A 25,556-nucleotide genomic window follows, 5' to 3' on the forward strand; every position below is an offset into this window, starting at 1 on the left:
GCGGACACCTCCCGGCCTCTGGGCACCGATGCGGACATGGAGGTCGTCGTCCGGTGGACGAGGCAAGCAGCACGACGAGGCAGACCCGGCAGCCGGAGGCCCCGGCCCCGGCGGACGACCGGCGCGGGACACGGCCGGCCCGCGCCGCATGGGTGGACTGGCTGACCACCACCGACCACAAGCGCATCGGCACGATGTACCTGGTCTCGGCGCTGTTCTTCTTCTGCGTCGGCGGCGTCATGGCGCTGGTGATGCGGGCGGAACTGGCCCGCCCCGGCACGCAGATCATGTCGAACGAGCAGTTCAACCAGGCCTTCACGATGCACGGCTCGATCATGCTGCTGCTCTTCGCGATGCCGCTGTTCACCGGCTTCGCCAACTGGATCATGCCGCTGCAGATCGGCGCGCCCGACGTCGCCTTCCCCCGCCTGAACATGCTGGCCTACTGGCTCTACCTCTTCGGTTCGCTGATCGCCGCGGGCGGCTTCCTCACCCCGGGCGGGGCCGCGGACTTCGGCTGGTTCCTCTACGCCCCGCTCTCCGACGCCGTCCACTCGCCCGGCCTCGGAGCCGACCTGTGGATCATGGGGGTCGCGCTCTCCGGCTTCGGATCGATCGCGGGCGCGGTCAACTTCATCACCACGATCCTCTGCATGCGGGCCCCCGGCATGACCATGTTCCGGATGTCGATCTTCACCTGGAACGTGCTGCTCACGTCCCTGCTGGTGCTGCTCGTCTTCCCGGTCCTCGCGGCGGCGCTCTTCGCCCTCGAATGCGACCGGAAGTTCGGCTCGCACGTCTTCGACGCGGCCAACGGCGGTGCCTTGCTCTGGCAACACCTCTTCTGGTTCTTCGGCCATCCGGAGGTGTACATCCTGGCGCTGCCGTTCTTCGGGATCATCTCCGAGGTCGTCCCGGTCTTCAGCCGCAAGCCGATGTTCGGCTACATCGGCCTGGTGGCCGCGACCATCGCGATCGCCGGTCTGTCCGTGACCGTGTGGGCCCACCACATGTACGTGACCGGCGGGGTGCTCCTGCCGTTCTTCTCCTTCATGACCTTCCTCATCGCCGTGCCGACCGGCGTGAAGTTCTTCAACTGGATCGGGACGATGTGGAAGGGCTCGCTGTCCTTCGAGACGCCGATGCTCTGGGCCACCGGCTTCCTGATGACCTTCACCTTCGGCGGTCTGACCGGGGTCATCCTGGCCTCGCCGCCGATGGACTTCCACGTCTCCGACTCGTACTTCGTCGTCGCGCACTTCCACTACACGCTGTTCGGCACGGTCGTGTACGCCATGTTCGCCGGCTTCCACTTCTGGTGGCCGAAGTTCACCGGCCGGATGCTCGACGAGCGGCTCGGCAAGATGACCTTCTGGACCCTCACCGCCGGCTTCCACACCACCTTCCTCGTGCAGCACTGGCTGGGGGCCGAGGGCATGCCGCGCCGCTACGCCGACTACCTCGACGCCGACGGGTTCACGGCCCTCAACACCCTCTCCACGATCGGCTCCTTCCTCCTCGGCCTGTCGTTCCTGCCGTTCTTCTACAACGTCTGGAAGACCGCCCGTCACGGCACGAAGGCCGAGACCGACGACCCGTGGGGCTACGGCCGCTCCCTGGAGTGGGCCACGTCCTGCCCGCCGCCGCGGCACAACTTCCGCACCCTGCCGCGGATCCGCTCCGAGTCCCCGGCCTTCGACCTGCACCACCCGGAGCTCGCCGCCCTCGACCGGCTGGAGAACCGGCCCCACGAGGCGGTGGAGACCCGATGACGGCCGTACTCGCCCTGGGCGTCGGCGCCGTGACCGCCTCCGGCTGCGTCTGGTACGTCCCCGCCCTCCTCGACCTGCGCGCCGGCGCCGACCGCCCCGCCTCCCGGCGCCTCGCGGCGGCGGCCTGCGTCACCGGCTGGGCCACGGCGGGGCTGACCGCGCCGCTGCTCCTGGCGGGGGTCCCGGCCCTGCTCCTCCTCGCCGCCACGGTGTCGGGCGCCGCGGCGGTGGCGGCGCTGTGGACGGTGGCCGCGGTACGGCGCCGACGCGAGGCGCGGGAGGCCGCCGCCTGCTGGGCGGCCCTGGGAGGCACCGCACCCCCGGCCGCCAGGGCCGAACGGCCCTCTCGGACAGGGCCGTCCGACCCTCCCCGACAGGGGCCGGACGGCGGCGGGGGAGCGGTGCGAAACTGACGTGCCCTCAGGCGGGCGGCAGGGTCAGGACCGTGGACACAGCAGGGGAGAGCCCGGAACGTGAGCACCATCCCGAACGGTACGTACGACGAGTACCACGCGCTCCTCGCACGGCAGGACGCCATGCGGCTGCGCCGGAGGCTGCTCACCCCCGCGGTCGCCGGCCCGGGCCCCGGCACCGGCCCGAAGGCGGCCGGGCGCGCCCTCGACGTGAGCTCCCCCGACGGCAGCTCCTACGGCGGGAGCTCCGACCAGGAGACCATCCGGCGGCTGCTGCCCCTGGTCACCCCCTTCGACGAGCTCATCGACCACCTCTACCGGGCGATGTTCGAACAGCACCCGTATCTGCGCGGGCTGTTCCCCGAGTCGATGGACTTCCAGCGAGCGCATCTGGGACAGGCCTTCGCTATCTCATCGAGCACCTGGACCGCCCCGAGGAGGTGACCGCCTTCTGCTCCCGGCTCGGCCGCGACCACCGCAAACTGGGTGTGCGGCCCGTGCACTTCGAGGTGTTCGAGGCGGCGCTCGCCGAGGCCCTGCGCCGCAGCGCGGGGGAGCGGTGGGTCGAGGCGCTGGAGCGGGCCTGGCTGCGGATGGTGCGGTTCGCCGTCGCGGCGATGGTGGACGGGGCGAACGGGTCCCTCACCGAGCCCGCCTACTGGAACGCGACGGTGACCGACCACCAGGTCCGGGGGCCCGACGTCGCCGTCCTGCGGGTGCGCACCGCCGAGCCCTTCCCGTACCGGGCCGGACAGTTCGCCCGGGTGCAGTCCCCGCTGCTGCCGGGTGCCTGGCGCCCGTACACCGTCGCCTGCGCGCCCCGGCCGGACGGGGAGCTGGAGTTCCACGTCCGCATGACGGGGCCGGGCGGCGTGAGCGAGGCCCTGGTCGCGCACACCCGCGTCGGCGACGTGCTGCGGCTCGGGCCCGCGCAGGGCTCGACGACCCTGGACGAGGCCCGGGACCGGGACCTGCTGATCGTGGCGGGCGGTACGGGCTGGGCCACGGCGAAGGCCCTGATCGACGGGCTGGCCCAGAGCCGGGCGCCGCGCCCCACCACGCACCTCTTCCTCGGCGCCCGTACGACGGCCGATCTCTACGACACGGCCACCCTCGCCGCCCTGGAGCACCGGCACCACCCCTGGCTGCGCGTCGTGCCCGTGATCGGCGCGGGCCGCGGGGCCTCCGAGGAGGGGTCGGTGGACGCGGCGGTGGCCCGGTACGGCGACTGGTCGCGGCACCTCGCCTATGTGAGCGGTCCGCCGGGCATGGTCGCCGCGGTGGTGCGGCGGCTGACCGAGGCGAACCTGCCCCCGGACCGGGTGCGGTACGACCCGGGCCACGGGCTGCGGTGACGGCGCCCGCCCTCAGGCCACGCCGCGGATCCGGCCCACGAGCAGGCCGCCGGCCAGGATGACCAGGGCCGCGGCGGCGTACAGGCCGGTGTAGCCGCCGAGGTGGGCGATGACCGGCGAGGCGAGCGCCGGGGCGAGCACCTGGGGGCCGGAGTTGGCGATGTTGATCACGCCCAGGTCCTTCGCGCGGTCGGCCGCCTCGGGCAGCACCTGGGTGACCAGGGCCTGGTCGACGGCGAGGTAGATCCCGTAGCCGGCGCCGAGCACGGCGGCGGCGACGAGGGCGGACGGCCAGGTGTGGAGCAGGGCGAGCAGCAGTGCCGCCCCCGCCATCACCACCGAGCACACGACGACGAAGACCTTGCGGCGTCCGAGCCGGTCGGACAGCACGCCGACGGGGATGGCCGTGGCGGCGGCGCTGAGCGTGTAGACCACGGTGAGGACGAGCACGCCGGTGCCCGGGTCCGCGTGGTGCACCGCGTCGGCGAGGAAGTAGAAGAGATAGAGGGTGCCGAGGGCGTTCCCGAGGTTGATCAGGAACCGGGTGAACCAGGCCCAGCCGAAGTCCGGATGGCGCCGGGGGCTGACCCAGAGCGTCCGCGCGAAGGCACGCGCGTCGAAGGCGGGCCGCAGCGCCCTGGGCAGGGGCCGCTCGTGGTGGCGCAAGACGAAGGGGACGGCGAGCGCCACGGTCAGCACGGCGAGGACTCCGTAGCCGGACCGGACCCCGGTGACCAGCGACGTGGTGATCAGTGCGCCGAGCACGAGGCCGAAGGACTGCATGAGCCCGGTCCAGCCGGACACCTGGGCGCGCTGCCCGAGCGGCACGTCGTCGGCGATCGGGGTGGTGACGCCGGCCAGCATCGCGTTCAGGCCCGCCTGCGCGAGGCACCAGCCGACGGCCACCCCGGCGACGGTGTGCTGGGCGGCGGTGAACGCCAGGCCCGCCGCCCCGGCGACGGCGCCGCCCAGGATCCAGGGGCGGCGCCGGCCGAACCGGCTCGTCGTCCGGTCCGACCAGGCGCCGGCGAGCGGGTTGGCGAGCACCGCGACGAGTGCGCCGAGGCCGGTGACCAGGGAGAGCGCCGTGTTCTTGTCATGCGGGTCGATCCGCTCCAGCTGGAGCGGCAGCAGGATCTGGATGGGGGTCATGAAGGCCATGAAGACGGCGAGGGTGGCCAGCGAGAGCCCCGCCGTCCAGCCGGCGGTGACCGGCCGGGCGGGCTCGGCGAGGACGGCGGCCCCGTCCACCGAGACCGCCGCCCCGGCCCTCTCCGTCACCGCGCCCGCCACCCCGGATGCCGTGCCCACCGCCGCCTCCGACGCCGTGCCCACCGCCGCAGCGGACGTCGTGTCGGCCGCCGCGCCCGCGGCTCCCGCCGCGCCTGTCGCCCCCGTCGTGCCTGTCGCCCCCGTCGCGTCTCCCGCGTCCCCCGCCGATGCCTGGGCCATGACGGCTCCTTCGTTCAGGACCGCTGGGAGGCGATCAGGTCGCGGTACCACTCGAAGCTCGCGCGCGGCGTGCGCAGCCCGGTGGCGAAGTCGACCTCGACCAGGCCGAAGCGCTGGTGGTAGCCCTCGGCCCACTCGAAGTTGTCGAGCAGGGACCAGGTGAAGTAGCCGCGTACGTCGACCCCGCGGTCCATGGCACCGGCGATCGCCCCGAGGTGTCCGGCCAGGTAGTCGATGCGGGCGGGGTCGTCGAGGCCGGCCGGCTGCGAGCAGCCGTTCTCCGTGATCCACACCGGCGGCAGGGCCGCGCCGTAGCGCTCCTCGAGCCCGGTGAGCAGCTCGGTGAGGCCGTCCGGGACCACCGGCCAGCCGAAGGCGGTCCGCTCGTACGGCTCCTCGGGCTCGGCCAGGTCGAAGGGGAGCCCCGCAGCGGGGTCCGCCGGTGCGGTCACCCAGGTCGGGTTGTAGTAGTTGATGCCGAGACCGTCCAGCGGGGCGGCGATCGTGGCGAGGTCGCCGTCGCGCACCACCCCGCCCCAGCTCGGGTCGCTCATCCCGTAGGCCGAAAGGTCCGGGTAACGGCCCTGCAGGAGCGGGTCGTTGAAGAGCCGGTTGTGCAGGATGTCGTACGCCGACGCCGCCGCGATGTCCTTGTCCGTGCGGGCGTCGGAGCGCAGCCGGACGGGGGTGCAGTTGTTGGCGATCAGCACCTGGGCGTCCGGGACCGCCGCCCGCACCGCCGCCGTCGCGAGGCCGTGGCCGAGGAGCTGGTGGTGGGCGACGGGCAGGGCGTCGAGGAGGAGCGCGCGGCCGGGGGCGTGCACACCGAAGCCGTAGCCGAAGGACATGTGCACGAAGGGCTCGTTGAGGGTGATCCACCGCTTGACCCGGTCACCGAGCCGCTCCGCGGCCACGGCCGCGTACTCGCCGAACCGGTACGCGGTGTCGCGGTCGAGCCAGCCTCCCCCGTCCTCCAGGGCCTGGGGCAGGTCCCAGTGGAACAGGGTCGGGGTGGGCTCGATCCCGGCGTCGAGCAGTGCGTCGACCAGCCGGTCGTAGAAGTCGAGACCGCGCGGCTCGACCTTCCCCGCGCCGGTCGGGACGATCCGCGGCCAGGAGAGCGAGAAGCGGTACGCGTCGAGCCCGAGGCGGCGCATCAGCGCCACGTCCTCCTCGAAGCGGTGGTAGTGGTCGCAGGCCGTGTCGCCGGTGTGGCCGTCGCGCACGGCGCCGGGGCGCCGGACGAAGGTGTCCCAGATCGACGGGCCCTTCCCGTCCTCGTCGGCCGCGCCCTCGATCTGGTACGCGGCGGTGGACGCGCCCCAGCGGAAGTCGGCCGGGAACCGGGGGAGTCGGCTGGGATCGGTGGAGCGGGTGGTCACGGGCACCTGCCTTCGTCGCGTCGTCGCCGGGCGGGCCGCAACATAACATGAACCCATGTTCATGTTCTATGGACGGGACGGGTTCCCGTGGCCCGGCGCCCCAGGCTCAGTGCCCGGGCGTCAGCCGTCCGCGCAGGTCCTCCCAGTAGGCGCGCAGCATCCGCTTGAGCTCGTCCACGGCCTCGGGATCCGGCTCGCCGTCGCCCTTGAACACCTCGTGCAGCACGGCGTTGGCCGCCCACACCACCATCCGTGCCGCGCGCTCCACCGGCTCGCCGCCGGGGCCGCCGGTCAGGTGCTCGACGATGCGCCGCAGCCCGTCGGCGACGAGCGCGTTGCTCGCCTCGTCGGCCCGGGCGAGCTCGGGGCTGAGATGGCGCCCCGCCCAGAGCGCCCGGCCGCCCGGCTGCGCGCGGAAGACCTCGGCGTACACGTCGACCATCGTGCCCACCAGGTCGGTCAGTTCCCCCGCGAGCGCCCGCTCGACCAGCTCGTCGATCGCGGTCTTGAACGCCTCCAGATACCCCCGCCCGAGCGCGTCCACGACGGCGCCCTTGTCGGCGTAGAACTGGTAGATGCTGCCGACCGGAGCCCCCGCCTCCTCGGCGATCCGCCGCATCGTGAGGGCCTCGTACCCCTCCTCGGTCAGGATCCGGTCGGCCGCCGCGAGGATCGCCTCGACCCGGGCCCGGCTGCGGGCCTGCCGCGGCTGCCTGCGCAGCGGCGCCCCGGACGCCTCCGCCGCCACTACGCGCTCCCGCCCGCTTCGCCCGTGTGCAGGACCCGGAAGCGCCGGGGCTCGGCCGGGTCCCGGTCGACGACCTGGACCGGCGGCCACGCCCACTGCCGGACGCCGATGCCCGGCACCCGGGAGAAGCGGATCGGCCCCCGGGTGCCCTCGACCGCCACCCGGGACCAGGCACCGGCGACGGCCGCCCGGTCCGTGCCGCGGGAGCGCAGGGCCTCGGCGAGGACGGTGACGGTGTCCCAGCCCTCGAAGGCGACGAAGGAGGGCGTCTCACCCAGCCGTTCACGCAGCTCCTCCCCGACCCGCTCGCCGAGCGGGCCGAGGCGCTCGGGCAGATAGCGCAGGAACGGGATCCCGGCGCCGTCCGCGCCGAGCCCGGCCACCCAGGCGGGAAGCTCCGGCTGTCCGGCCGGGGCGCCGAGCAGGAGGTCGCCGAGCCGTCGGTCGCCGCGGACGGCCCGCACCAGCCCCACCGCCGGCTCCGGCTGGCCGACCAGCAGCAGGAGGGCCTGCGCGCCGTGGTCGACGAGCGTGTCGCACACGGCGTCGGGGGAGAGCGCGCCGGCGTCGAGTTCGAGGACGGTGCCGCCGTGGGGGGCGAGGTGCTCGCGCAGCAGCCGGGTCCCGGACGCCCAGTAGACGCTCGGCTGGGTCGCCACGGCGATCCTGCGCCGGCCCGCGGCGAGGAGGAAGTCCGCGTAGATCCGCCAGCCGTGCGACTGGGCCGGCGCCAGCCGGGCGACCCACTCGGTCGGCCGCTCCGTCAGCGCGTCCAGCACGGCGGACGAGCAGAGGAACGGCACGCCGAGGGCGTCGGCGCGCGCGGCGGCCGCGCGGGCGACGACGCTGTGGTACTCGCCCACCACGGCGGCCACGCCCAGACCGGCCAGCTCCGTCACCGCGGCCGCGGCCCGCTCCGGGTCCGCCGCGGTGTCCCGGACGAGCAGCTCCAGGGGTCTGCCGTCGATCCCGCCGGCGGCGTTGACCTCGCGTACGGCCAGATCGAGCCCCGCGAGCAGGTGCCGGCCCGCCTCGACCCAGCCGGGCGGGGTCAGCGGGACGAGGGCGCCCAGGCGGACGGGTGACGGCGTGTTCATCGCTGGCTTCTCCCCTGGCCGACGGTTCGCGTGCATCCTATGCGGCGCCCTCGCAGGTCAGCGCTCCAGCTCGGCCGCCAGCAGGTCCATCAGCAGGCCGTCGTGCCAGGTTCCGTCCGCGCCGCGCTCGTACTGGCGCATCACGCCCACGGGCCGGAACCCCACCTTGGCGTAGGCCCGGATCGCCGCCGCGTTGTCGGCCGCCGGATCGATGACCAGCCGGTGGTAGCCGAGGGCGTCGACGAGATGGCGCGCCAGGGTGCGGACGGCGTCGGTGCCCAGGCCGATGCCGTGCACCGACGGGTCGAGGAAGACGTCGATCCCGGCGTGCCGGTAGTCCGGCTCGTCCTCGGCGTACCACTGGATCATGCCGACGATCCGCCCGTCGTGAAGGACCGTCAGGCAGTGGGTGTCCGGATCGGACAGATCGGACGCGACCTCCTCGGCCATCGCGTCCCCGCCCCGCCACCGCGCCCGCACCTGCGGCGTGGACCGGATGGCGGCCAGGGCGGGCACGTCCTCGGCGACGGCGGTGCGAAGGGTGACGGATTCACCGTGCAGCTCGGTCATGGCAGGGACTTTACGCAGGTCGGGACGGGATCCGGCGCAGATTTTGCCGTCCTGTGGTTGCCGCTTCGGCGGTGTCGTCGGAGTGTGGGTCACCACGCCCTCGGGCGACTGGTACTGCTGTTCACGGGGGGTGCAAGGGCGCCTCCGCCCTGAGCGGGGAAAGTTCTATGCACCTCGAGTTCCGGCACCTCCGCGTCCTGCTCACCGTCGCCGAGGCCGGCAGCATCCGCAAGGCGGCGGCACGCCTCCAGCTCTCCCAGCCGGCCACCAGCGCCCAGCTGAAGCGCATCGAGCACGAGTTGGGCGGTCCGCTCTTCATCCGCGGCGCGGACGGGGTGAAACCGAACGAGAACGGACAATACGTTCTGCGCTGTGCCCGGGATCTCGTGGTGGGCTTCGACCGGCTGCGCGAGCACGCGCGGTCGGCCGCCCAGGTGGAGCGGGAGACGGTCGCGCCCCTGCGGGCGGGCGGGGTCGCGGGACCCCTGAACACCCTGCTGATCTCCACCCTCTTCGAGCTCCTCCCGGAACGCCGGCTCACCATCGATTCCCGGCGTTCCGTGCACACCCTGACGAAGGCGCTGACCCAGGGGAAGTGCGACATCGCGGTGTACGGCGAGTTCCCCGGCTTCCCGCTGCCCGTGGGGGAGGCGGTCGCGACGCGCACGCTGGCCCGTGAGCCGGTCTTCGTCCTGCTGGCCGAGGACCATCCGCTGGCGCGCCAGGAGTCGGTCGCCCTGCACGAGCTGAGCGACGAGGAGTGGGTGATGCCGGAGGCCGACGAGAGCGGGGTGCACGCGTACCTGCATCTCACCTGCCAGTCGGCCGGGTTCACCCCGCGCATCGCGCACGTGACCTCGGACCTGTCCGTGGCGCGGATCCTGGTGTCCGGCAAGCGGGCCGTGTGCGGGGTCTGGCCGACCGCCGACGTCCCCGCCGGGGGCACCGTCCAGCGCCCGCTCGTGGACGTCCCGTTCCACCGGCGGCTGCGGCTGGCGTGGAACGCCGAATCGGTGGCCCCGGAGCTCGCCGCCGCCGTGGGCGATCGACTCGTCGACGCCTATCTGTCCCTGGTGCGCCGGCGGCCGGCGTACCTGGCGTGGTGGGAGGCGGGCGGCGAGGAGTTCGTCCTCGGCGCGGACGGCTGACCCGCCGGTCCGGGTCGCAGGGGCGGCCCCTATAGCTCCGGGGCTATATCCCATATGGGATCACGTCAGGAACATGTCACCTGGTGAACACTTCGCGTCAACGTCCCAGGACGTCGTCACCCCCCACGACGAGCGAAGGAACACCGCGTCATGCCCCGTCACCTTCTTGCCCTTTCCACGATGGTCGCCGCCGGCGTCATCGCGACGAGCGCGATGGCCGTTCCGGCCTACTCGCAGCCCCACGCGTCGCAGGACGGCACCTCCGTCGCCTCCGTGCGTGACACGGCGATATCCCGGGCCGAGGCGAACGTGACCCGGCACGCCGACACCTTCGGTTTCGGCGCGGGCCAGGCGCTCCAGGTCAAGGACGTCGTGATCGACGCCGACGGCACCCAGCACGTCCGCTTCGAGCGGACCTACCACGGCCTCCCCGTCGTCGGCGGCGACTTCGTCGTCCACCAGAAGGCCGACGGCTCGCTCAAGGGATCCACCCACGCCAAGGCCCACAAGGTGGCCCTCAAGAGCGTCACCCCCGTCACCGGCGCCAAGGGCACCGCGGCCGGCGCCCTGAAGCGCTCGGCCGGCCTGGTGCGCGGCGCCAAGTCCACCCCCGAGCTGATCGTCTGGGCCGCCGACGGCACCCCGCGGCTGGCCTGGCGCACCACCGTGCAGGGCCTGGGCGACAAGGGCCAGCCGCACGGCGAGGTCTTCGTCACCGACGCCACCACCGGCGCCGCGATCGAGAACTACGACACCGAGCGCGAGGCGACCGGCACCGGCCACTCCGAGTACACCGGTGACATCACCCTCGACACCACCCAGCAGGCCGACGGCACCTTCGCCCTGATCGACCCGGTCCGCAAGCACATCACCAAGGACGCGCGCAACGTCTCGTCCTCGTCCCTGAACAGCTCCTCGGGCACCCTGTTCACCGACGCCGACAACGTCTGGGGCGACGGCCGGAAGTTCTCCACCGACCGCGCCACCGCCGCCGTCGACGCGCACGCCAACACCGCGAAGACCTTCGACTACTACAAGGCGACCTTCGGCCGCAACGGCATCAAGAACGACGGCCGCGGCGCCACCGTCTTCGTCCACGTCGGCACCAACTGGGACAACGCCCAGTGGTCGGACGCCTGCTTCTGCATGATGACCGGCGACGGCAACGGCACCGTCGACCCCGAGCAGGTCGACCTCGACACCATGGGCCACGAGATGACCCACGGCGTCACCTCGGCCACCGCCAACCTGCGCTACAGCGGCGAGTCCGGCGGCCTCAACGAGGCCACCAGCGACATCTTCGGCACGATGGTCGAGTGGTACGCCAACAACGCGGTCGACACCCCCGACTACCTCTTCAGCGACCAGTCCACCCCGCCGTGGCTGCGCCGCATGGACAAGCCCTCGCTCGACGGCCGCTCGGCCGACTACTGGTCGAAGTCCGTCGGCCGGCTCGACGTGCACAACTCCTCCGGCGTCGGCAACCACTGGTTCTACCTCGCCAGCGAGGGCAGCGGCAGCAAGACCATCAACGGCGTGACCTACAACAGCCCGACGTACAACGGCGCCGCCGTCACCGGCATCGGCAACCAGAAGGCCGCCGCCATCTGGTACCGGGCGCTGACCGTCTACATGACCTCCACCACGGACTACAAGGGCGCCCGCGTCGCGACCCTGAGCGCCGCGAAGGACCTGTACGGCGCCACCAGCCCCGAGTACGCGACCGTGGCGGCCGCCTGGACCGGGGTCAACGTCAGCTGACGCGCAGAGACACCTGAACAGGGCTCGGGCCCCGCCGGCACCGGCGGGGCCCGAGCCGGTTGCCGGTCGGGCGCCGGCCGTCGACGGCGCGGCTCAGCGTCCCGGCGCCGGTCCCGTGCTCGCCCGCACGACGAGACGCGGCTCGATCGGGCGCGGCTGGGGCAGCGAGTCCGGGTCGGCCAGGCCGCGCAGCAGACGGGCCACCGCCTGGGCGCCGATCAGCTCGAAGGGCTGGGCGATGGTGGTCAGGGACGGCGAGCAGTACTCGGCGAGCTCGATGTCGTCGAAGCCGATCACGGACACGTCCTCGGGCACCCGCCGGCCGGCCTCGTGGAGCGCCCTGATCACTCCGAAGGCCATCTCGTCGCTGGCCACGAAGACGGCCGTGACGTCCGGGATCCGGGCGAGGACGAGCCCGTTGCGATAGCCGGACGCGGGGGTCCAGTCGCCTTCGAGCGGAGGCGGTACGGAACTTCCGGCGGCCTCCAGGGCCGAGCGCCAGCCGTCGCGGCGCAGCCCCGCCTCCAGCCACGCGGCCGGCCCCGCGATGTGCCAGACCGTCTCGTGCCCGAGCTCCAGGAGGTGCTCGGTGGCCATGCGGGCGGCCTGTGCCTGGTCGAGGGCGACGACGGCGGCGGCGTCGGTGCGCGAGCCGTCGGTGGTGATGGTGGGCGTGGCGCGGGTGAGCTGTTCGATCCGGGGGCTGGTGCGGATCAGCGGCACCGACAGGATGATCCCCTCGACGCCCTGCTCGGCCAGCCGTGACAGCGCGTGCTCGATGGCGGAGGTGTCGAGCGAGGTGGTGGTGGCCGTGCTGACGGCGAATCCGGCCTCGTGGGCCGCGTTCTCGATGCCCGTGATGACGGCGGCCCTGGAGTAGAAGTTGGTCTGCAGGGTGACGACGCCGAGGGTGCGGCTGCGGCCCGAGGAGAGCATGCGCGCGGCGTTGTTGCGCCGGTAGCCGAGCTGCTCGACGGCGGCCAGGACCTTCGCCCGGGTCTTCTCCTGCACGTTGGGGTGCCCCGCCAGGGCGCGGGAGACGGTCTGTGCCGAGACCCCGGCGACCCGGGCGACATCCGCCATCCCCGCCCTGCGCGGCCCGTCGTCCGCCTTGCGCCTGCCCATCGTGCCTCCTGTCGCTCCTCGCCGATGCTAGCGCGGTCACGGTCTCGTCCGACCCGTTGGCATCGATAACATTCTCTGCCATAGTTTCGGCCACCGTCGCGAAGGTATCGATAACATCCCTGCATTCAAGGAGTACTGTGAACACTCCGCGCAGCAGACTCGCGGGCGCACTCGCCGCCGCGGCCCTTGCCGTCACGGGCGGCGGCGCACTCGCCGCCCCACCCGCCTCGGCCGCGTCCCCCACCGCCACGTACACCGTCACCGTCGGCGCGAAGGGCTCCTGGAGCCAGCCGGACGACACCCCGGCCAGCCCGTACATCGACAAGGACGGAACCTTCTACTTCCAGCAGGCGCACGCCCTGTACGGGGCCGCGGACTCCCGCAAGTGGACCTTCTACAGCGGGACCACCTTCGACACCGCCACCCGCTCCGGCGCCCTCAGCGACGCCGTGAACCCGGCGAACTCCCTCGACCGCAACAACGACACCACCTGGCGCTGCAACAACAGCCCCACCGGAGTCGAGTCCACCCAGGCGCCCGCGGGCAGCGGCTACGCCCACCGCAACTACTGCGACCTCACCGGCATGTGGGTCGACCCCGACACCGGCCACTGGTACGGGCTGGTGCACAACGAGTTCACCCCGCAGCCCTTCGGCGACGGCATCCACTACGACGGCATCGACTACGCCGTCTCCACGGACCAGGGCAGGACCTGGACCGTCAAGGACCACGTCATCACCTCGCCGTACAGCACCCGGCGGGGCGACACGAGCGCCTTCCCGCAGCAGACGTACCACTACGGCACGGGCGACCCGAGGCTCTTCGTCGACACCGCCTCCGGCTACTTCTACGTCTTCTACGGATCCCGGATCGTCGACAAGAACGGCAGCTGGCGCACCTTCTACGGGCATGTCGCCCGTGCGCCGATCTCCGCCAAGATGGCCCGCGGCTCCTGGCAGAAGTGGTACGGCGGTGCCTGGACCCAGCCGGGCGTCGGGGGCCGCGAGAGCACCATGGTCCCGGTCGGCGCGACGAGCACGACCGGTTACGTGCCGACCGGCAAGGAGTACGACCCGGCCAACAGCGGCACGGTGAGCCAGCAGGTCGCGGCAGGACTGGCCCCGCCGACCTCCCCGCTGTTCGTCATGGACGTCACGTACAACGCCTACCTCGGGCTCTACATCGGCGAGCCGCAGGCCGTCGACCAGAGCGGCAACGCCCCGCAGGAGCTGTACGCCACCGACGACCTGACCACCCAGAAGTGGTTCAGGCTGGGCGACACCGGCAGCTACCGCACCGCCTCCTGGTACCGCTGGTTCCTCGACGGCGGCAACCGGACGGGCTCCGGCATCGTGGGCAAGGACTTCCGCGCGTACTGCTCCTTCGGCTGCTCCGGCGGCGCGAGCAGCGAGTACGTCAACCTCTCCGTGGGCACCAGCGCACCGGCCGCGCCGGTCGACACCACGAAGGCGTACCGGATCACCAGCGCGGGCGGCCGCGTCCTCGCCCAGGTCTCCGGCGGTCAGGCCACCACCTCCCTCGCCGCCGCGACCGGCTCGGCGCTGGAGTCGTGGACCTTCAGCGCCAAGGGCGACGGCTCCTACCGGATCGCGAACGCCGCCACCGGGGGCCTCCTCGGCGTCGCCTCCACGAACGCCGGCACCCGTGCCTGGGGCACCAAGCCGACGGTCACCGCGGCCGGCGGGGGCATCGGCCAGGAGTGGTTCGTCATCCGCGGCGCGTCCGCCGCCGACAACGCCCCGACCGGCGGCTACAAACTGGTCAACCGTTACAGCGGCCTGGTCATCGGCCTCTCCGGCGACTCCGCCCGGCTCGCCGAGACCACACCCGCCCGCAGCTGGACCGACACCACCGGGAACCCGGTCGGCGGCGCCCGCACGGCCGGCGAGCAGACCCTCACCCTGACCGCGACCGGCTCCACGGGCTCGCTCGACGGCGTCCACACCCTCACCGCCTCCGGCAAGGCCCTCGACGACCCCGACAGCAGCACGGCGGACGGCACCCGGCTCATCACCTGGACGCCGAACTCCGGCAACAACCAGAAGTGGACCTTCAGCCGGCAGGCGGACGGCGGTTACGAGCTCAGGAACGTCCACTCCGGCAAGTGCGCCGACGTCGAGAGCGGCTCCACCAGCGCCGGCGCCAGGATCATCCAGTGGACCTGCCACGGCGGGCCGAACCAGCGCTGGACCGTCACCCGGCAGACCGACGGCTCGTACACGGTCGCGTCCGTCGCCGGCGGCCTGCTGATGACCACGGCGTCCACGACCGACGGCGCTGCGGTGACCCAGCAGCCGGACACGGGCGGTGCCCTGCAGCGCTGGTCGATCGGCTGACACCCCGCCCGGGCCGACCGCGGCGGCGGGGCCCGGGGGCGGCCGGTAGCGTGGGCGGCCAGGGGAGGGACGAGACGAACCGTCGGCGCAATCGAAGGGCGGACTTCCCCTGGTGCCCTCCCGCGATACCGACACCCCCCGCACCTGGCCCGCCGTCTGCCTCACCGTCGGCGTGCTCGCCGTCGCCAACCTGCTCCTGCACCGCTGGTCCGGAGCGGCGGCCCTGGTGACGTCCGGCGTGGTCTGCGGACTGCTGCTCGGCCTGCTCCGGTGGGCCGGCGGCACCTGGGCGGACGCGGGCCTGGCCCCCGGCACCCTGCGCCGCGGTGCCCGCTGGGCGCTGGCCCTGATCGGCCTGGTCGGCGTCGTCTACCTGGCCGGGGCGCTGCTGCCGGTCACCAGGACGCTGTTCGAGGACCGGCGTCACGAGGGGATGGACGGGGCCGAGCTGGCGTTGCGGGTGTGGGTGCTCGTGCCCGTCGGCACCGTCCTGCTGGAGGAGGTCGCCTTCCGCGGGGTGCTCTACGGCCTGGTGGCCCGGGCCCGGGGCACCGGATGGGCGACGGCCGTCTCGAGCCTGCTGTTCGGGCTGTGGCACGTCCTGCCCTCGCTGGGCCTTTCGACCGCGAAACCGGCGCTGACCACGGTCTTCGGCGACTCGGCGCCCGGCGCCGTCCTCGCGGTGGCGGCCGCCGTGCTCTTCACGGCGGCCGCGGGCGCCCTCTTCTGCGAGCTGCGCCGGCGCAGCGGCAGCCTGCTCGCGCCGATGGGCCTGCACTGGGCGGTCAACGCGCTCGGCTACGTCTTCGGCTTCCTGCTGCGCTGAGCGGCGGCTCAGCCCGCGGGATGGATGACGTCCCTGAGCCGGTCCAGGTCCCGGGGTGTGAATCCGGTGGGCCGCAGGACCGCGTTCCAGCCGTCGACGTACGCGGCCTTGTAGGTGTGTCCGTGGCCGTCGGGCACTCCCGTGGAGAACGGCAGATCGGCGGTGACCTGCCAGAACGTCACGAACGGTATCCAGACCATCGAGCCGAGCACGTCGGACCCCGGCGCCTCGCCGATCCAGTCGGGTTCGGAGAGGACCAGATCGGGGCTCCACCAGACGATCGGGTCGGAGGGGTGCATGAGGTACAGCACCCTGGTGTCGTTCCACGGGGCGTCCGTCGGCGGGATCCCGGCGGTCGGGTCGTCGGTGAACCGGACGGTCCGCCCGTCCTTGTAGACGGGCTCGATCTCGGGGCTCCCCGGCTCGCGGTGATCGCTGAACTCCCGGAAGAGGGTGTTGAAGGCGGGCGGCCCGGCGAACAGCGTGCCCGCGGTGCGGTTGCGCAGGTCGTACTCGCCGCTGAAGGCGGCCTCACCGCCGAACGAGCCCAGGCTCTCGCCCGCCACGAACAGCCGCGGGCGCCGGTCCTGCGGCAGCTGGGACCAGACGTCGTAGACCGCGTCGAAGAGCTCCCGGCCGGCCTCGCGGGCCTTGGACTGGTCGACGAGGTACGACAGCCACGACGGCAGGTACGAGTACTGCAGCGCCACGGTGGCGGTGTCGCCGTTCCCCAGGTACTCGAAGGAGTCCACGGCGGCGGGGTCGACCCAGCCGCTGCCGGTGGTGGTCACGACCAGCAGGTTCTCCCGGTCGAAGCCGCCGGCCCGCCGCAGGTCCGCGACGGCGCGCCCGGCCCGCGCCTCCGCGCTGTCGGCCGTCGCCAGACCCGCGTAGGCCCGTACGGGCTCCTGCGCCGCGCGGTGGGTGAACGCGCCGATCTGCGCGGCCGTCGGCCCGCCGCCCGCGAAGGCCCGGCCCTGGTAGCCCAGCGAGTCCCACGGCACCAGCGAACCGGGCCCGCCCGAGCGCAGGGCGGAGGTGGGCTGGTGGACGCCTTCCGGCGTCGTCGTGTCCCGCAGCGAGAAGGCCTCGTTCGCCGCGCTCACGATGCCGCCCAGGAGCACCCCGCTGAACACGGACCAGGCGAGCCCGGCGACCACGATCCAGCCGACCGCCTTGGCCGCCCGCCGGCCGATCCAGCGGGAGAGGAGCCGGGCGGCCCCGTGGTAGAGCCGGCGCAGGCCGCGCCCGGTGAGCAGGAGCAGGAGGAAGACGAGGACCGCGATGAACGGGCAGGCGACGGCGCCGGGGACGCTGTAGTCGGTGACGTCCATCAGGGCGCGGATCTCGTGCTGCCAGTACTGTCCGAGCCCGAACGAGACGCCGAACAGCACGCCCGCGGTGACCAGCAGGACCTGCCACGACCTGCGGGAGGCCGGTCGTGCCTCCCGGTCGGCGAAGGCGCGCCACACCACGGCCCCGACCACCCCGAGTCCGTACCCGATGGCCGCGCTGATGCCGCAGATCAGACCCTGCAGGACGCCACCGCGGGGGAGCAGCGACGGGGTGAAGGACAGACAGGCGAGCAGGAGCGCGCCCCAGGAGCCGGGCAGGGTGAGGCGCGGCCACCGACGGCGGCGCGGGCGGGAGTCCGCCGGCGCCTCCTCGGCGGGGGCGGCGGCCTGCGGAACGGGCTGATCCGGAGTCATGGCGGTCCTCCGCCGCCATGGTCGCAAGCGCGCGCCACCCCTGCCACCGGGACGGGACGGGGCCGCCCCCGCTCCGCCGGCCGGCCGCCGCGCCGCACCGGCACGGCGCCCGCGTCAGCGCTTCAGCTGTGCGTCCAGCCAGGTGAGGACCTCCGGCGTCACGGGGTCGGTGATGTCGGCGAACTCCTCGTGCTTCTTGAGGAACTTGGCGACGTACGGGCAGACCGGCACGATCCGCAGGCCGGCGGCGCGGACGTCGGTCAGGGCCTGCTCGACGAGGATCGAGGCGAGGCCCTGGCCCGCGTAGGCGTCGTCGATCTCGGTGTGGAAGAACACCCGGCGGTCCTCGCGGTCGCGGTAGGCCGTCAGGCCGGCCCGCTGGTCGTCGACGAGGATCTCGTAGCGGTGGCGGGCGTCGACGCGACGGACGACGGGGGTGGTGGTCTGCTCGCTCATGAGGGTCCTTCGGGTCGGTTCGGGGTTCAGGCGCGGGCGGGGTTCTTGCGGGGCGTGATGACGGCGTTCGGCAGGGCGGGGGCCGGGAGTCGGGCGCCGGGGTAGCCCTCGACGCTGCCGAAGCGGTCGGAGGCCCGCTCCCAGTCCTCCCGTGCCTCGACGATGTCCTGGTGGCTGCGGCCGATGAAGTTCCACCACATCACGATCTCCTCGTCGAAGGGCGTGCCGCCGATGAGGACCGTGCGGGCCGGGTGGGCGGAGGCGTTGGCGAGGGTGAGGGAGGTGCGGCCGGGGGCGGCGTAGCCGAGTTCCGCGCGGTCCAGCGGGGTGTCCTCGAAGCGTACGGCGCCGTCGTCGACGAGCAGACCGTGCTCGAAGTCCGGGTCGACGTCGAGGACGACGGTGGCTCCGGGGTCGATCAGGATCTCGGCCCCGAGGAGCGGGGTGAAGGTGCGGACGGGGGAGGTGTCGCCGGCCAGCGTCCCGAGGAACACCCGGACTTCGGCGCCGTCGACGCGCAACGGCCGCGGCGCGTGGTGCTGGAAGTCGCGCGGGGCGTGCCGGTGCGCGTCCGGGAGGGCGACCCAGAGCTGCACGCCGTGCAGGACGGTGGTGTCGGGGGTGGAGACCTCGGTGTGGGCGATGCCGTGGCCGCCGGTCATGAGGTTGATCTCGCCGGGACGTACGGGGGCGTGGGTGCCGAGGCTGTCGCGGTGCTCGATCTCGCCGCTGAAGAGCCAGCTGACCGTCTGCAGCCCGGTGTGGGGGTGCGGGGCCACGTCCATGCCGCCGGAGTCGGCGACCCGGTCGGGGCCGTAGTGGTCGGCGAAGCACCAGGCGCCGATGAGCGTCCGGGCCCGCTGCGGCAGGGTGCGCCGCACGGTCATCGCCCGCGGCCCGCCGAGCGGCACGTCCCGGGCGGTGAGGACCTCCACCTTCGTCTGCTCCATCGCGCGGCCCTCTTTCCCAGGTAGTTTCGCTTTCAACAATTATGGGTGATCATAGTCGTGAAGGCTACCCGCGACAACAAGGTGAAGGAGCACACGGTGAGCGAGACGGTACCCACCGCGGCCGCCCGCAGGGCGAACGGCCGGATCTACCTCGACAAGCAGAGCCCCGCCGCGTACCGGGCACTGGTCGGCACCGCCGACGCCGTCCGCGCGACCGCCGCCGAGGCGGGCCTCGACCGGATCCTGGTCGAACTGGTCAACCTGCGCGTGTCCCAGCTCAACGGCTGCGCCTCCTGCCTCGACGTGCACACCAGGGCCGCGCTGCGCGCCGGCGAGACCACCCGGCGCCTGGGCGTGCTCGCCGCCTGGCGGGACACCGAACTCTTCACCGCCCGCGAGCGCGCCGCGCTCGGCCTCGCCGAGGCCACCACCCACCCCGCCGACGCCCTCGCCCAGGAGCGGGCCTACGCGGAGGCGGGCGAGGTGCTCACCGACGACGAGCTGTCCGCCGTCATCTGGGTGGCCATCACCATCAACGCCTTCAACCGCGTCTCGATCCTGAGCAAGCACCCGGTGCGCGAGGCGCCCGCCCGCTGAACGGGCGCATCACCGGCGGCACGACCGTCCTGCTGCCGCGGTCGGCCGCCCTCCTCGGGCCCTTCGCGCCGGGGCGGTGACCCGCCCCGGCCCGCCGGGCTCCCGGCTCAGACCACCGACAGGACGATCTTGCCGGTCGTCCGGCCCCGCTCGCCGAGCTCGTGCGCCTTGGCGGCCTCGGAGAGCGGCAGGACGGTGTCGACGACCGGGCGCAGCGCACCGCTCTCGACCAGGGCCGTGATCTCGCGCAGACCGAGGTGGTCGGGCTCGACCAGGACGAACGACGCCCGCACGCCGTCGGGAACGACGGCCGGCACGTCGTCGCCGCTGGGCAGCGTGATGAGCCTGCCGCCGGGGCGCAGCACCTTCAGGGAACGCTCCGCCGTCTCCCCGCCGAGGGCGTCGATCACGACGTCGACATCCAGGACCGCGTCCTCGAAGCGCACCTCCCGGTAGTCGATCACCTCGTCCGCGCCGAGTTCCCGGACCAGCTCGTGCTTGGCGGCGCTCGCGGTCCCGATCACGTACGCGCCGCGGGCCTTGGCGATCTGGACGGCGAAGTGGCCCACGCCACCGGCCGCGGCGTGCACCAGCACCCGCTCGCCCGGCCGTACCCGCGCCGCGTCCACCAGGGTCTGCCAGGCGGTCAGGGCCGCGAGCGGCAGAGCCGCGGCCTCCACGTGGCTGAGGGACGCAGGCTTCGGCGCGAGGTGCCGGGCCGGCGCCACCACGTACTCCGCGTATCCGCCCGCCTGGCGCGGGAACAGGGGCATGCCGAAGACCTCGTCGCCCGGCCGGAAGATCCCGACGCCGGGCCCGACCGCCTCGACCGTGCCCGACACATCCCAGCCGACGATCGGCGGCGCGCCCCACTCGATGACCACGCCGGTCGCCCGGGTCTTCCAGTCCACCGGGTTCACCCCGGCGGCGTGCACCCGCACCAGGACCTCGTTCAGGCCCGGCTCCGGACGCTCCGTCTCGCGCTCGACGAGCTGCTCGGGACCGCCCCACCGCTCCACGACCACCGCACGCATGCTTCCGCCTCGTTCCTTGCTCGGCTCGGCCGGCCGGTGTCTCCTCCGACCGGTGTCCGCCGGAACCCCTCCGGCGGCGACACGTCCACGATCCCGGCTGTCGGCCCCCGCGGGTATTGGCCGTACGGCCACTATGTGTCAGGATTTGGCCATGAACCTGGCCATGGACGAGACCCACCGGGAAACGCCCGTTCCGCTGGTCCACCGCGTCGCGGTGCTGGCCCTGCCCGGGGTCCCGCCCTTCGAACTGGGCATCCCCCCGCGCGTCTTCGGCAGCGCCGAGGACGCCGGGGGCCGGCCGCTGTACGAGGTCACCGTCTGCACCGCCGACGGCGCAGCCGTCATGACCGACGCCGGCTTCGTCGTGCAGCCGGCGGCGGGGCCCGAGGCGCTCGACGCGGCCGACACCGTGGTCGTACCGCCGACGCACGCCATGCCGGAACTGGCCCACGGCGGCCCGCTCCCGCCCGAGGTCGCCGCGGCCATCGCCCGGATCCGGCCCGGCACCCGCCTGGTGTCCATCTGCTCCGGCTCGTACGTCCTCGCGGCAGCCGGTCTGCTCGACGGGCGGCCGGCCACCACCCACTGGAACCTCGCACCGGAGTTCCGGCAGGCGTATCCCGAGGTCAAGGTCGACGACGAGGTGCTCTTCGTCGACGACGGCGACGTCCTCACCTCGGCCGGGGTGGCCGCCGGGGTCGACCTCTGCCTGCACATCGTCCGCCGCGACCACGGCGCGGCCGTCGCCAACCGGGCCGCCCGGCTGTGCGTCGTACCGCCGTGGCGGGACGGCGGGCAGGCCCAGTTCATCGACCGGCCCGTGCCCGAGCCGACCCTCGCCAGCACCACCGCGACCCGGGCCTGGGCCCTCGAACACCTCGGCGAGCCGCTCACCCTCGGCCGGCTCGCCGAGCACGCCCGGATGAGCCTGCGGTCGTTCACCCGGCGCTTCCGCGACGAGGTCGGCATGACCCCGGGGCAGTGGCTCACCGCGCAGCGCCTCGATCTGGCCAAACAGCTCCTGGAGACCACCGACCTCCCCATCGACCTCGTGGCGCACCGGGCCGGCATCGGCTCCGGCAACTCCCTGCGCGCGCACATGCGGACCGCCTTCGGGGTCTCGCCGGCCGCCTACCGCCGCGCGTTCGGCGCCTCCGACACCGCGGGTACGGCCGGCCTGGCGGGCGCGGCCGGCGCGGCGGGCACAGGCGGCGTGGCGGGCACAGGCGGCGTGGCGGGCGCGGTGGAGCCGGCCCGATAGGCCCCCCGTTCGGGGGTGCGCCGTTCCCGGCCTTCGTGATGTGATCGTCCGCGGTGCCGACAGGGCTCGCCCGCCCCGACCACGGCACCCCGAACCGGGAGGGAAACCGCACCTTGGACGCGACACCCCTGCAGGACCTGGCAGCACCCGACGGCGTGTGCTTCGGGTGCGGAAGCGCGCACCCGACCGGCCTGCGGATCCACAGCCACTGGGACCCGGACGGCGTCCACGTGGTCAGCACCCACCTGCCCGACCCGCAGTACACGGGCTGGCCGGGACTGGTCTACGGCGGCTTCCTCGCGATGCTCGTCGACTGCCACTCGAACTGGACGGCGATGGCGTACCACTACCGCGCCGAGGGCCGAGAGCCCGGCAGTCTGCCGCGCATCGAGTGCGTGACGGGAGAGCTGGGCATCAAGTTCCTGCGCCCGACGCCCATGGGCACGGAGCTGACCCTCAGCGCCCGCGTCGAGGGCGAGCTCGGCCGCCGCAGCCGCGTGATCTGCAAGGTCCGCGCCGGAAAGACGCTGGTCGCCACCGGGGACTCCGTCTTCGTGCGCGTCGACACCGCGAAGCTCGCCGAGAACGCCCACAGCGCCTCGGCGAGCTGACCCCGCCGACGGCCCCTCGCCAGGGGCGCGCGACCGTGCCCGCGGACACCCGACGCCCGACGGCGGCCCGCGGCGCGGCCGCGCGTCCCCGCCCGGGATCCGGGTCCGCGGCCCGATCCGTGGTCTGATGCAGGCAGACCGTGCCGCTGTGATCCCCCTCGGATGGCCCGATGAGCACCCCGCACCCCCCGGCGCCCCCGGCGCTGTCCACGGCGGAGCCGGAGCCCCGGCACGCCGGATGGCTGGAACTCTTCTTCGACCTGGTCTTCGTCGCCGTCGTCGCCCAGCTCTCGCACGGGCTCCAGGGCGATCCCGGCCGGCACGAGTTCGGCGTCTTCCTCGCCCTCTACTTCCCGCCGTGGTGGCTGTGGGCGAACCTCACCGTCTCGGCCAACCTCTTCCAGGACGACAGCGCCCGTCGCCGCGTCACCCTGCTGGCCGCGATGCTGTGCCTCGCCGTGATGGCCGCCGCGGTGCCCGAGGCCGACGGCGACCGGGCACCCGCCTACGCCCTCGGCTACGCGGGCACCCGCCTCGTCCTGCTCGCCCTGTGGTGGCCCGCCACCCGCCTGCCCGCGCCCCACACCGTGCCCCGCTGGCGGCCGTTGACCTACTGCCTGCTCTCCGGACTGCTCTGGGCCGGCTCCGCCGCGGTCCCGTCTCCCTGGCGCTACGGCGTGTGGGCCGTCCTGCTCGTGGCGGAGATGGCCCTGCTGCTGACCGCACGCGGGCGAGCCATCCCCGGACGGGTCCACACCGGCCATCTCGTCGAACGGGTCGGGCTGTTCGTCATCATCGTCCTCGGCGAGTCGGTGCTGGCCCTCATCACCTCCACCGACCACACCTGGACCGCCCGCGCCGGGGTCGTGGCGGTGCTCGGATTCGTCCTGCTGGCCGCGTTGTGGTGGTCGTACTTCGACTTCGCCTCGACGGCGGCCGAGCACGTCATCGGCGCCGCCGGCACCCGCGAGGCCTACCTCCTCGCCCGGGACGTCGGCGGCTTCCTGCACTTCTTCGTCACCGCCGCCGTCATCTCGATGGCCGCGGGCCTGGCCACCGCCGTCGAGCAGTCAGGAGACCCGCACCTGGCCCGGGGCGCGGTCTGGGCCCTCGCGGGCGGGCTGGCCGCCTACCACGCGGCGCACGCGCTGATCGCGCTGCGTTTCGGGCGCCCGCTGCCCCAGGTGGCCGTCTGGGCGCTGCCCGGCATCGCCGTACCGCTCCTGGTCGTCCTCGGCACGCGGGTCCTCGCGCCCTGGCTGGTCGTCCTGATCCTCGCGGCCGAGGCCATCGCCCACCTGCTGTACGCCAAGGCCGTGCTGTCCCGCCGTGCGGCGGCGTCCTCCTGACGGGCTGTCAACCCCGGTCGCCTGGCGGTGGATCGCGGCGCGGGCTCCCGGCCGGATCACCTGTTCGGGGACTGTGCCCCGGAGCCCGGGACTGGCTCAATGGGGAGCGGCGGGGCAGGGCATCGGCGATGGGGTGATGAGCGGTGGCGACCGACCGGTACGGTCACGACTTCCACAACGGCACGACGGAGGCGGCCGGGCACCTGGACCGTGCCGTCGAGGACCTGCTCTTCTTCCGCCCCGCGGTGGCCGACGCGGTCGAGGAACTGCTCGCCGCCGCGCCCGCCGCACCGGTCGCGCACGCCTTCGGCGCCTATCTCGGGGTGCTGGGCACGGAGCCCGCCGACGCCGCGGCGGCGCGTCGCCGCTTCGACGCCTTCGCCGCCGGACTCGACACGACCGCCCTGCCGCCGAGGGAGCGCCTGCACACGGCCGCCGCCGCCAGGCTCCTCGCGGGCGACCTGCGCGGCGGCAGCGCGCTCCTCGAAGAGCTGACGGAGAGATATCCGCGGGACGCGCTCGCGCTCTTCGTGGGACACCAGCTCGACTTCCTCACCGGGGACGCCCTGCGCCTGCGGGACCGGATCGGCGGCGCCCTGTCGGCCTGGGAGGAGGACGACCCCCACCGCGGCCCGCTCCTCGGCATGTACGCCTTCGGCCTGGAGGAGTGCGGGCACTACACCCACGCCCGCGAGACCGGAGCGGCCGCCGTCGAGCTGAACGGCCGGGACGTGTGGGCCATCCACGCCGTCGTGCACACCTACGAGATGCAGGGCCGCTTCGCCGAGGGCCTCGCCTATCTCGACGCACGCACCGACGACTGGTCGGCGGGCAACTTCCTGACGGTCCACAACTGGTGGCACTACGCCCTCTACGCCCTGGAGGCGGGCCGCGCCGACACGGCCCTCGACATCTACGACGCCGTCCTGCACCACGCGGGGTCGCGGGGCCTCGCGATGGAACTCCTCGACGCCGCAGCCCTGTTGTGGCGGCTGCATCTCGCGGGATCCGACCAGACCCGCCGCTGGGAGGCGCTGGCCGACGCATGGGCGGCGCGGGCCGATCCGCCGTTCTACGCCTTCAACGACGTGCACGCCGTCATGGCGTACGTCGGCGCCGGCCGGGTCGGACAGGCGCGCGACCTGATCGCCGACCGCCGCCGCTGGCTTGCGGAGCCGGGCGCGGGCACCGGCAGCAACCACGCGATGACCGCGACCATCGGCCTGCCCGTGTGCGAGGCGCTCGTCGCGCACGCGGCGGGGGACCACGACACCGTCATGGAACTGCTCTGGCCCCTGCGGCGGCGCCTGCACGAGTTCGGCGGCAGCCACGCCCAGCGCGACGCCCTCCAGCGGACCCTGCTCGAAGCGGCCCTGCGCTCCGGCCGCCACGACACGGCCCGCCTGCTGCTCAGCGAGCGCACCGCGCTGCGCCCGGACAGCCCGTACAACTGGCTGAGCCGGGCCAGGCTGGCCGACGCCCTGGGCGACGCGACCCGGGCCGCGACCGCCCGCGCGCGAGCCCACAGACTGGGCAGAGCAGGGGACTTGACGACCGACCACTTCTGACGGCCGCCCCTCGGC

23 protein-coding genes are annotated in these 25,556 nt (G+C 73.5%); 13 read left to right on the forward strand and 10 right to left on the reverse strand.

What is annotated here, in order from left to right; all coding sequences use genetic code 11:
• Positions 1 to 152 precede the first annotated feature (152 nt).
• Genes ctaD through ACH414_RS02045 form a run of 4 tightly spaced genes read left to right on the forward strand, consistent with a single transcriptional unit; the run spans position 153 to position 3,540 of the window.
• Positions 153 to 1,772 carry a cytochrome c oxidase subunit I gene (ctaD, locus tag ACH414_RS02030; RefSeq protein WP_382535044.1) on the forward strand — a complete coding sequence of 540 codons (1,620 nt, stop codon included), beginning with the start codon at positions 153 to 155 and terminating at the stop codon, positions 1,770 to 1,772.
• Positions 1,769 to 2,185 carry a hypothetical protein gene (locus ACH414_RS02035; protein ID WP_382534512.1) on the forward strand — a complete coding sequence of 139 codons (417 nt, stop codon included), beginning with the start codon at positions 1,769 to 1,771 and terminating at the stop codon, positions 2,183 to 2,185. Before ctaD ends, ACH414_RS02035 begins: the two co-directional genes overlap by 4 nt.
• Positions 2,186 to 2,245: 60 nt before the next feature.
• On the forward strand, positions 2,246 to 2,629 hold the full coding sequence (locus ACH414_RS02040; protein ID WP_398940575.1) for a hypothetical protein: 384 nt from the start codon (positions 2,246 to 2,248) through the stop codon (positions 2,627 to 2,629).
• Positions 2,626 to 3,540, forward strand: coding sequence for an FAD-binding oxidoreductase (locus tag ACH414_RS02045; RefSeq protein ID WP_398940576.1), 915 nt, complete (start codon positions 2,626 to 2,628; stop codon positions 3,538 to 3,540). The genes ACH414_RS02040 and ACH414_RS02045 overlap by 4 nt, the downstream gene beginning before the upstream one ends.
• 12 nt (positions 3,541 to 3,552) lie before the next feature.
• Here the strand turns inward: ACH414_RS02045 and ACH414_RS02050 are convergent, their stop codons facing one another.
• The 5 genes from ACH414_RS02050 to ACH414_RS02070 form a co-directional block, all read right to left on the reverse strand.
• Complete coding sequence (locus ACH414_RS02050; protein ID WP_391768141.1) at positions 3,553 to 4,992, reverse strand: MFS transporter; 1,440 nt, start codon at positions 4,990 to 4,992, stop codon at positions 3,553 to 3,555.
• A gap of 14 nt (positions 4,993 to 5,006) precedes the next feature.
• The gene (locus ACH414_RS02055; protein ID WP_398940577.1) at positions 5,007 to 6,380 is read right to left on the reverse strand and encodes a GH1 family beta-glucosidase; all 1,374 of its coding nucleotides are present in this window, start codon (positions 6,378 to 6,380) and stop codon (positions 5,007 to 5,009) included.
• A 100-nt stretch (positions 6,381 to 6,480) separates the two neighbouring features.
• Positions 6,481 to 7,122, reverse strand: coding sequence for a TetR/AcrR family transcriptional regulator (locus tag ACH414_RS02060; protein WP_382534520.1), 642 nt, complete (start codon positions 7,120 to 7,122; stop codon positions 6,481 to 6,483).
• Complete coding sequence (locus ACH414_RS02065; RefSeq protein WP_398940578.1) at positions 7,122 to 8,219, reverse strand: ABC transporter substrate-binding protein; 1,098 nt, start codon at positions 8,217 to 8,219, stop codon at positions 7,122 to 7,124. The genes ACH414_RS02060 and ACH414_RS02065 overlap by 1 nt, the downstream gene beginning before the upstream one ends.
• A 57-nt stretch (positions 8,220 to 8,276) precedes the next feature.
• Positions 8,277 to 8,789, reverse strand: a complete 513-nt coding sequence (locus ACH414_RS02070) for a GNAT family N-acetyltransferase (protein WP_382534524.1) — start codon at positions 8,787 to 8,789, stop codon at positions 8,277 to 8,279.
• Between the two features lie 167 nt (positions 8,790 to 8,956).
• Here ACH414_RS02070 and ACH414_RS02075 point away from each other — a divergent pair, with 167 nt between their 5' ends.
• Positions 8,957 to 9,937: a LysR family transcriptional regulator gene (locus ACH414_RS02075; RefSeq protein WP_382534526.1), complete on the forward strand. Its 981-nt coding sequence runs from the start codon at positions 8,957 to 8,959 to the stop codon at positions 9,935 to 9,937.
• 150 nt (positions 9,938 to 10,087) lie between these two features.
• Complete coding sequence (locus ACH414_RS02080; protein ID WP_382534528.1) at positions 10,088 to 11,698, forward strand: M4 family metallopeptidase; 1,611 nt, start codon at positions 10,088 to 10,090, stop codon at positions 11,696 to 11,698.
• A 93-nt stretch (positions 11,699 to 11,791) separates the two neighbouring features.
• Here the strand turns inward: ACH414_RS02080 and ACH414_RS02085 are convergent, their stop codons facing one another.
• A complete protein-coding gene (locus ACH414_RS02085) occupies positions 11,792 to 12,823 on the reverse strand; it encodes a LacI family DNA-binding transcriptional regulator (RefSeq protein WP_382534530.1) in 1,032 nt (343 codons plus the stop codon).
• 137 nt (positions 12,824 to 12,960) lie between these two features.
• Between ACH414_RS02085 and ACH414_RS02090 the strand changes: the two genes are divergently transcribed.
• Together ACH414_RS02090 and ACH414_RS02095 are read left to right on the forward strand one after the other, a co-directional pair.
• The gene (locus tag ACH414_RS02090; protein ID WP_398940579.1) at positions 12,961 to 15,180 is read left to right on the forward strand and encodes an RICIN domain-containing protein; all 2,220 of its coding nucleotides are present in this window, start codon (positions 12,961 to 12,963) and stop codon (positions 15,178 to 15,180) included.
• 112 nt (positions 15,181 to 15,292) lie between these two features.
• Positions 15,293 to 16,006: a lysostaphin resistance A-like protein gene (locus ACH414_RS02095; protein WP_398940580.1), complete on the forward strand. Its 714-nt coding sequence runs from the start codon at positions 15,293 to 15,295 to the stop codon at positions 16,004 to 16,006.
• 8 nt (positions 16,007 to 16,014) lie between these two features.
• Here ACH414_RS02095 and ACH414_RS02100 read toward each other — a convergent pair whose 3' ends face one another.
• From ACH414_RS02100 to ACH414_RS02110, 3 genes are all read right to left on the reverse strand, one after another.
• Positions 16,015 to 17,715 carry an alpha/beta hydrolase gene (locus ACH414_RS02100; RefSeq protein WP_398940581.1) on the reverse strand — a complete coding sequence of 567 codons (1,701 nt, stop codon included), beginning with the start codon at positions 17,713 to 17,715 and terminating at the stop codon, positions 16,015 to 16,017.
• A gap of 114 nt (positions 17,716 to 17,829) precedes the next feature.
• Positions 17,830 to 18,171: a GNAT family N-acetyltransferase gene (locus ACH414_RS02105; RefSeq protein WP_382534538.1), complete on the reverse strand. Its 342-nt coding sequence runs from the start codon at positions 18,169 to 18,171 to the stop codon at positions 17,830 to 17,832.
• Between the two features lie 26 nt (positions 18,172 to 18,197).
• On the reverse strand, positions 18,198 to 19,121 hold the full coding sequence (locus tag ACH414_RS02110; RefSeq protein WP_382534540.1) for a pirin family protein: 924 nt from the start codon (positions 19,119 to 19,121) through the stop codon (positions 18,198 to 18,200).
• A 96-nt stretch (positions 19,122 to 19,217) separates the two neighbouring features.
• Here ACH414_RS02110 and ACH414_RS02115 point away from each other — a divergent pair, with 96 nt between their 5' ends.
• Positions 19,218 to 19,718: a carboxymuconolactone decarboxylase family protein gene (locus ACH414_RS02115; RefSeq protein WP_382534542.1), complete on the forward strand. Its 501-nt coding sequence runs from the start codon at positions 19,218 to 19,220 to the stop codon at positions 19,716 to 19,718.
• A gap of 107 nt (positions 19,719 to 19,825) precedes the next feature.
• On the opposite strand, the gene ACH414_RS02120 is transcribed toward ACH414_RS02115, so the two are convergent.
• A complete protein-coding gene (locus tag ACH414_RS02120) occupies positions 19,826 to 20,752 on the reverse strand; it encodes an NADP-dependent oxidoreductase (protein WP_398940582.1) in 927 nt (308 codons plus the stop codon).
• 151 nt (positions 20,753 to 20,903) lie between these two features.
• On the opposite strand from ACH414_RS02120, the gene ACH414_RS02125 reads away from it, so the two are divergent.
• The 4 genes from ACH414_RS02125 (at position 20,904) to ACH414_RS02140 (ending at position 25,541) form a co-directional block, all read left to right on the forward strand.
• A complete protein-coding gene (locus ACH414_RS02125; RefSeq protein WP_398940583.1) occupies positions 20,904 to 22,013 on the forward strand; it encodes a GlxA family transcriptional regulator in 1,110 nt (369 codons plus the stop codon).
• A gap of 113 nt (positions 22,014 to 22,126) precedes the next feature.
• Positions 22,127 to 22,624 (forward strand): PaaI family thioesterase, encoded by a 498-nt coding sequence (locus ACH414_RS02130; protein WP_382534547.1) that lies wholly within the window; start codon positions 22,127 to 22,129, stop codon positions 22,622 to 22,624.
• Between the two features lie 170 nt (positions 22,625 to 22,794).
• Positions 22,795 to 23,973, forward strand: a complete 1,179-nt coding sequence (locus ACH414_RS02135) for a low temperature requirement protein A (protein WP_382534549.1) — start codon at positions 22,795 to 22,797, stop codon at positions 23,971 to 23,973.
• 143 nt (positions 23,974 to 24,116) lie between these two features.
• On the forward strand, positions 24,117 to 25,541 hold the full coding sequence (locus ACH414_RS02140) for a tetratricopeptide repeat protein (RefSeq protein WP_398940584.1): 1,425 nt from the start codon (positions 24,117 to 24,119) through the stop codon (positions 25,539 to 25,541).
• The last annotated feature ends 15 nt before the right edge of the window (positions 25,542 to 25,556 follow it).

Source organism: Streptomyces sp. NPDC020422, from assembly GCF_044386705.1.
Lineage (GTDB): Bacteria > Actinomycetota > Actinomycetes > Streptomycetales > Streptomycetaceae > Streptomyces.

Coding starts and splice junctions, on each gene's coding strand:
- ACH414_RS02035 (WP_382534512.1), top strand. CDS start 1,769: ATGACGGCCGTACTCGCCCTGGGCGTCGGCGCCGTGACCGCCTCCGGC.
- ACH414_RS02050 (WP_391768141.1), bottom strand. CDS start 4,992: ATGGCCCAGGCATCGGCGGGGGACGCGGGAGACGCGACGGGGGCGACA.
- ACH414_RS02065 (WP_398940578.1), bottom strand. CDS start 8,219: ATGAACACGCCGTCACCCGTCCGCCTGGGCGCCCTCGTCCCGCTGACC.
- ACH414_RS02070 (WP_382534524.1), bottom strand. CDS start 8,789: ATGACCGAGCTGCACGGTGAATCCGTCACCCTTCGCACCGCCGTCGCC.
- ACH414_RS02075 (WP_382534526.1), top strand. CDS start 8,957: ATGCACCTCGAGTTCCGGCACCTCCGCGTCCTGCTCACCGTCGCCGAG.
- ACH414_RS02080 (WP_382534528.1), top strand. CDS start 10,088: ATGCCCCGTCACCTTCTTGCCCTTTCCACGATGGTCGCCGCCGGCGTC.
- ACH414_RS02085 (WP_382534530.1), bottom strand. CDS start 12,823: ATGGGCAGGCGCAAGGCGGACGACGGGCCGCGCAGGGCGGGGATGGCG.
- ACH414_RS02100 (WP_398940581.1), bottom strand. CDS start 17,715: ATGACTCCGGATCAGCCCGTTCCGCAGGCCGCCGCCCCCGCCGAGGAG.
- ACH414_RS02105 (WP_382534538.1), bottom strand. CDS start 18,171: ATGAGCGAGCAGACCACCACCCCCGTCGTCCGTCGCGTCGACGCCCGC.
- ACH414_RS02110 (WP_382534540.1), bottom strand. CDS start 19,121: ATGGAGCAGACGAAGGTGGAGGTCCTCACCGCCCGGGACGTGCCGCTC.
- ACH414_RS02120 (WP_398940582.1), bottom strand. CDS start 20,752: ATGCGTGCGGTGGTCGTGGAGCGGTGGGGCGGTCCCGAGCAGCTCGTC.
- ACH414_RS02125 (WP_398940583.1), top strand. CDS start 20,904: ATGAACCTGGCCATGGACGAGACCCACCGGGAAACGCCCGTTCCGCTG.
- ACH414_RS02135 (WP_382534549.1), top strand. CDS start 22,795: ATGAGCACCCCGCACCCCCCGGCGCCCCCGGCGCTGTCCACGGCGGAG.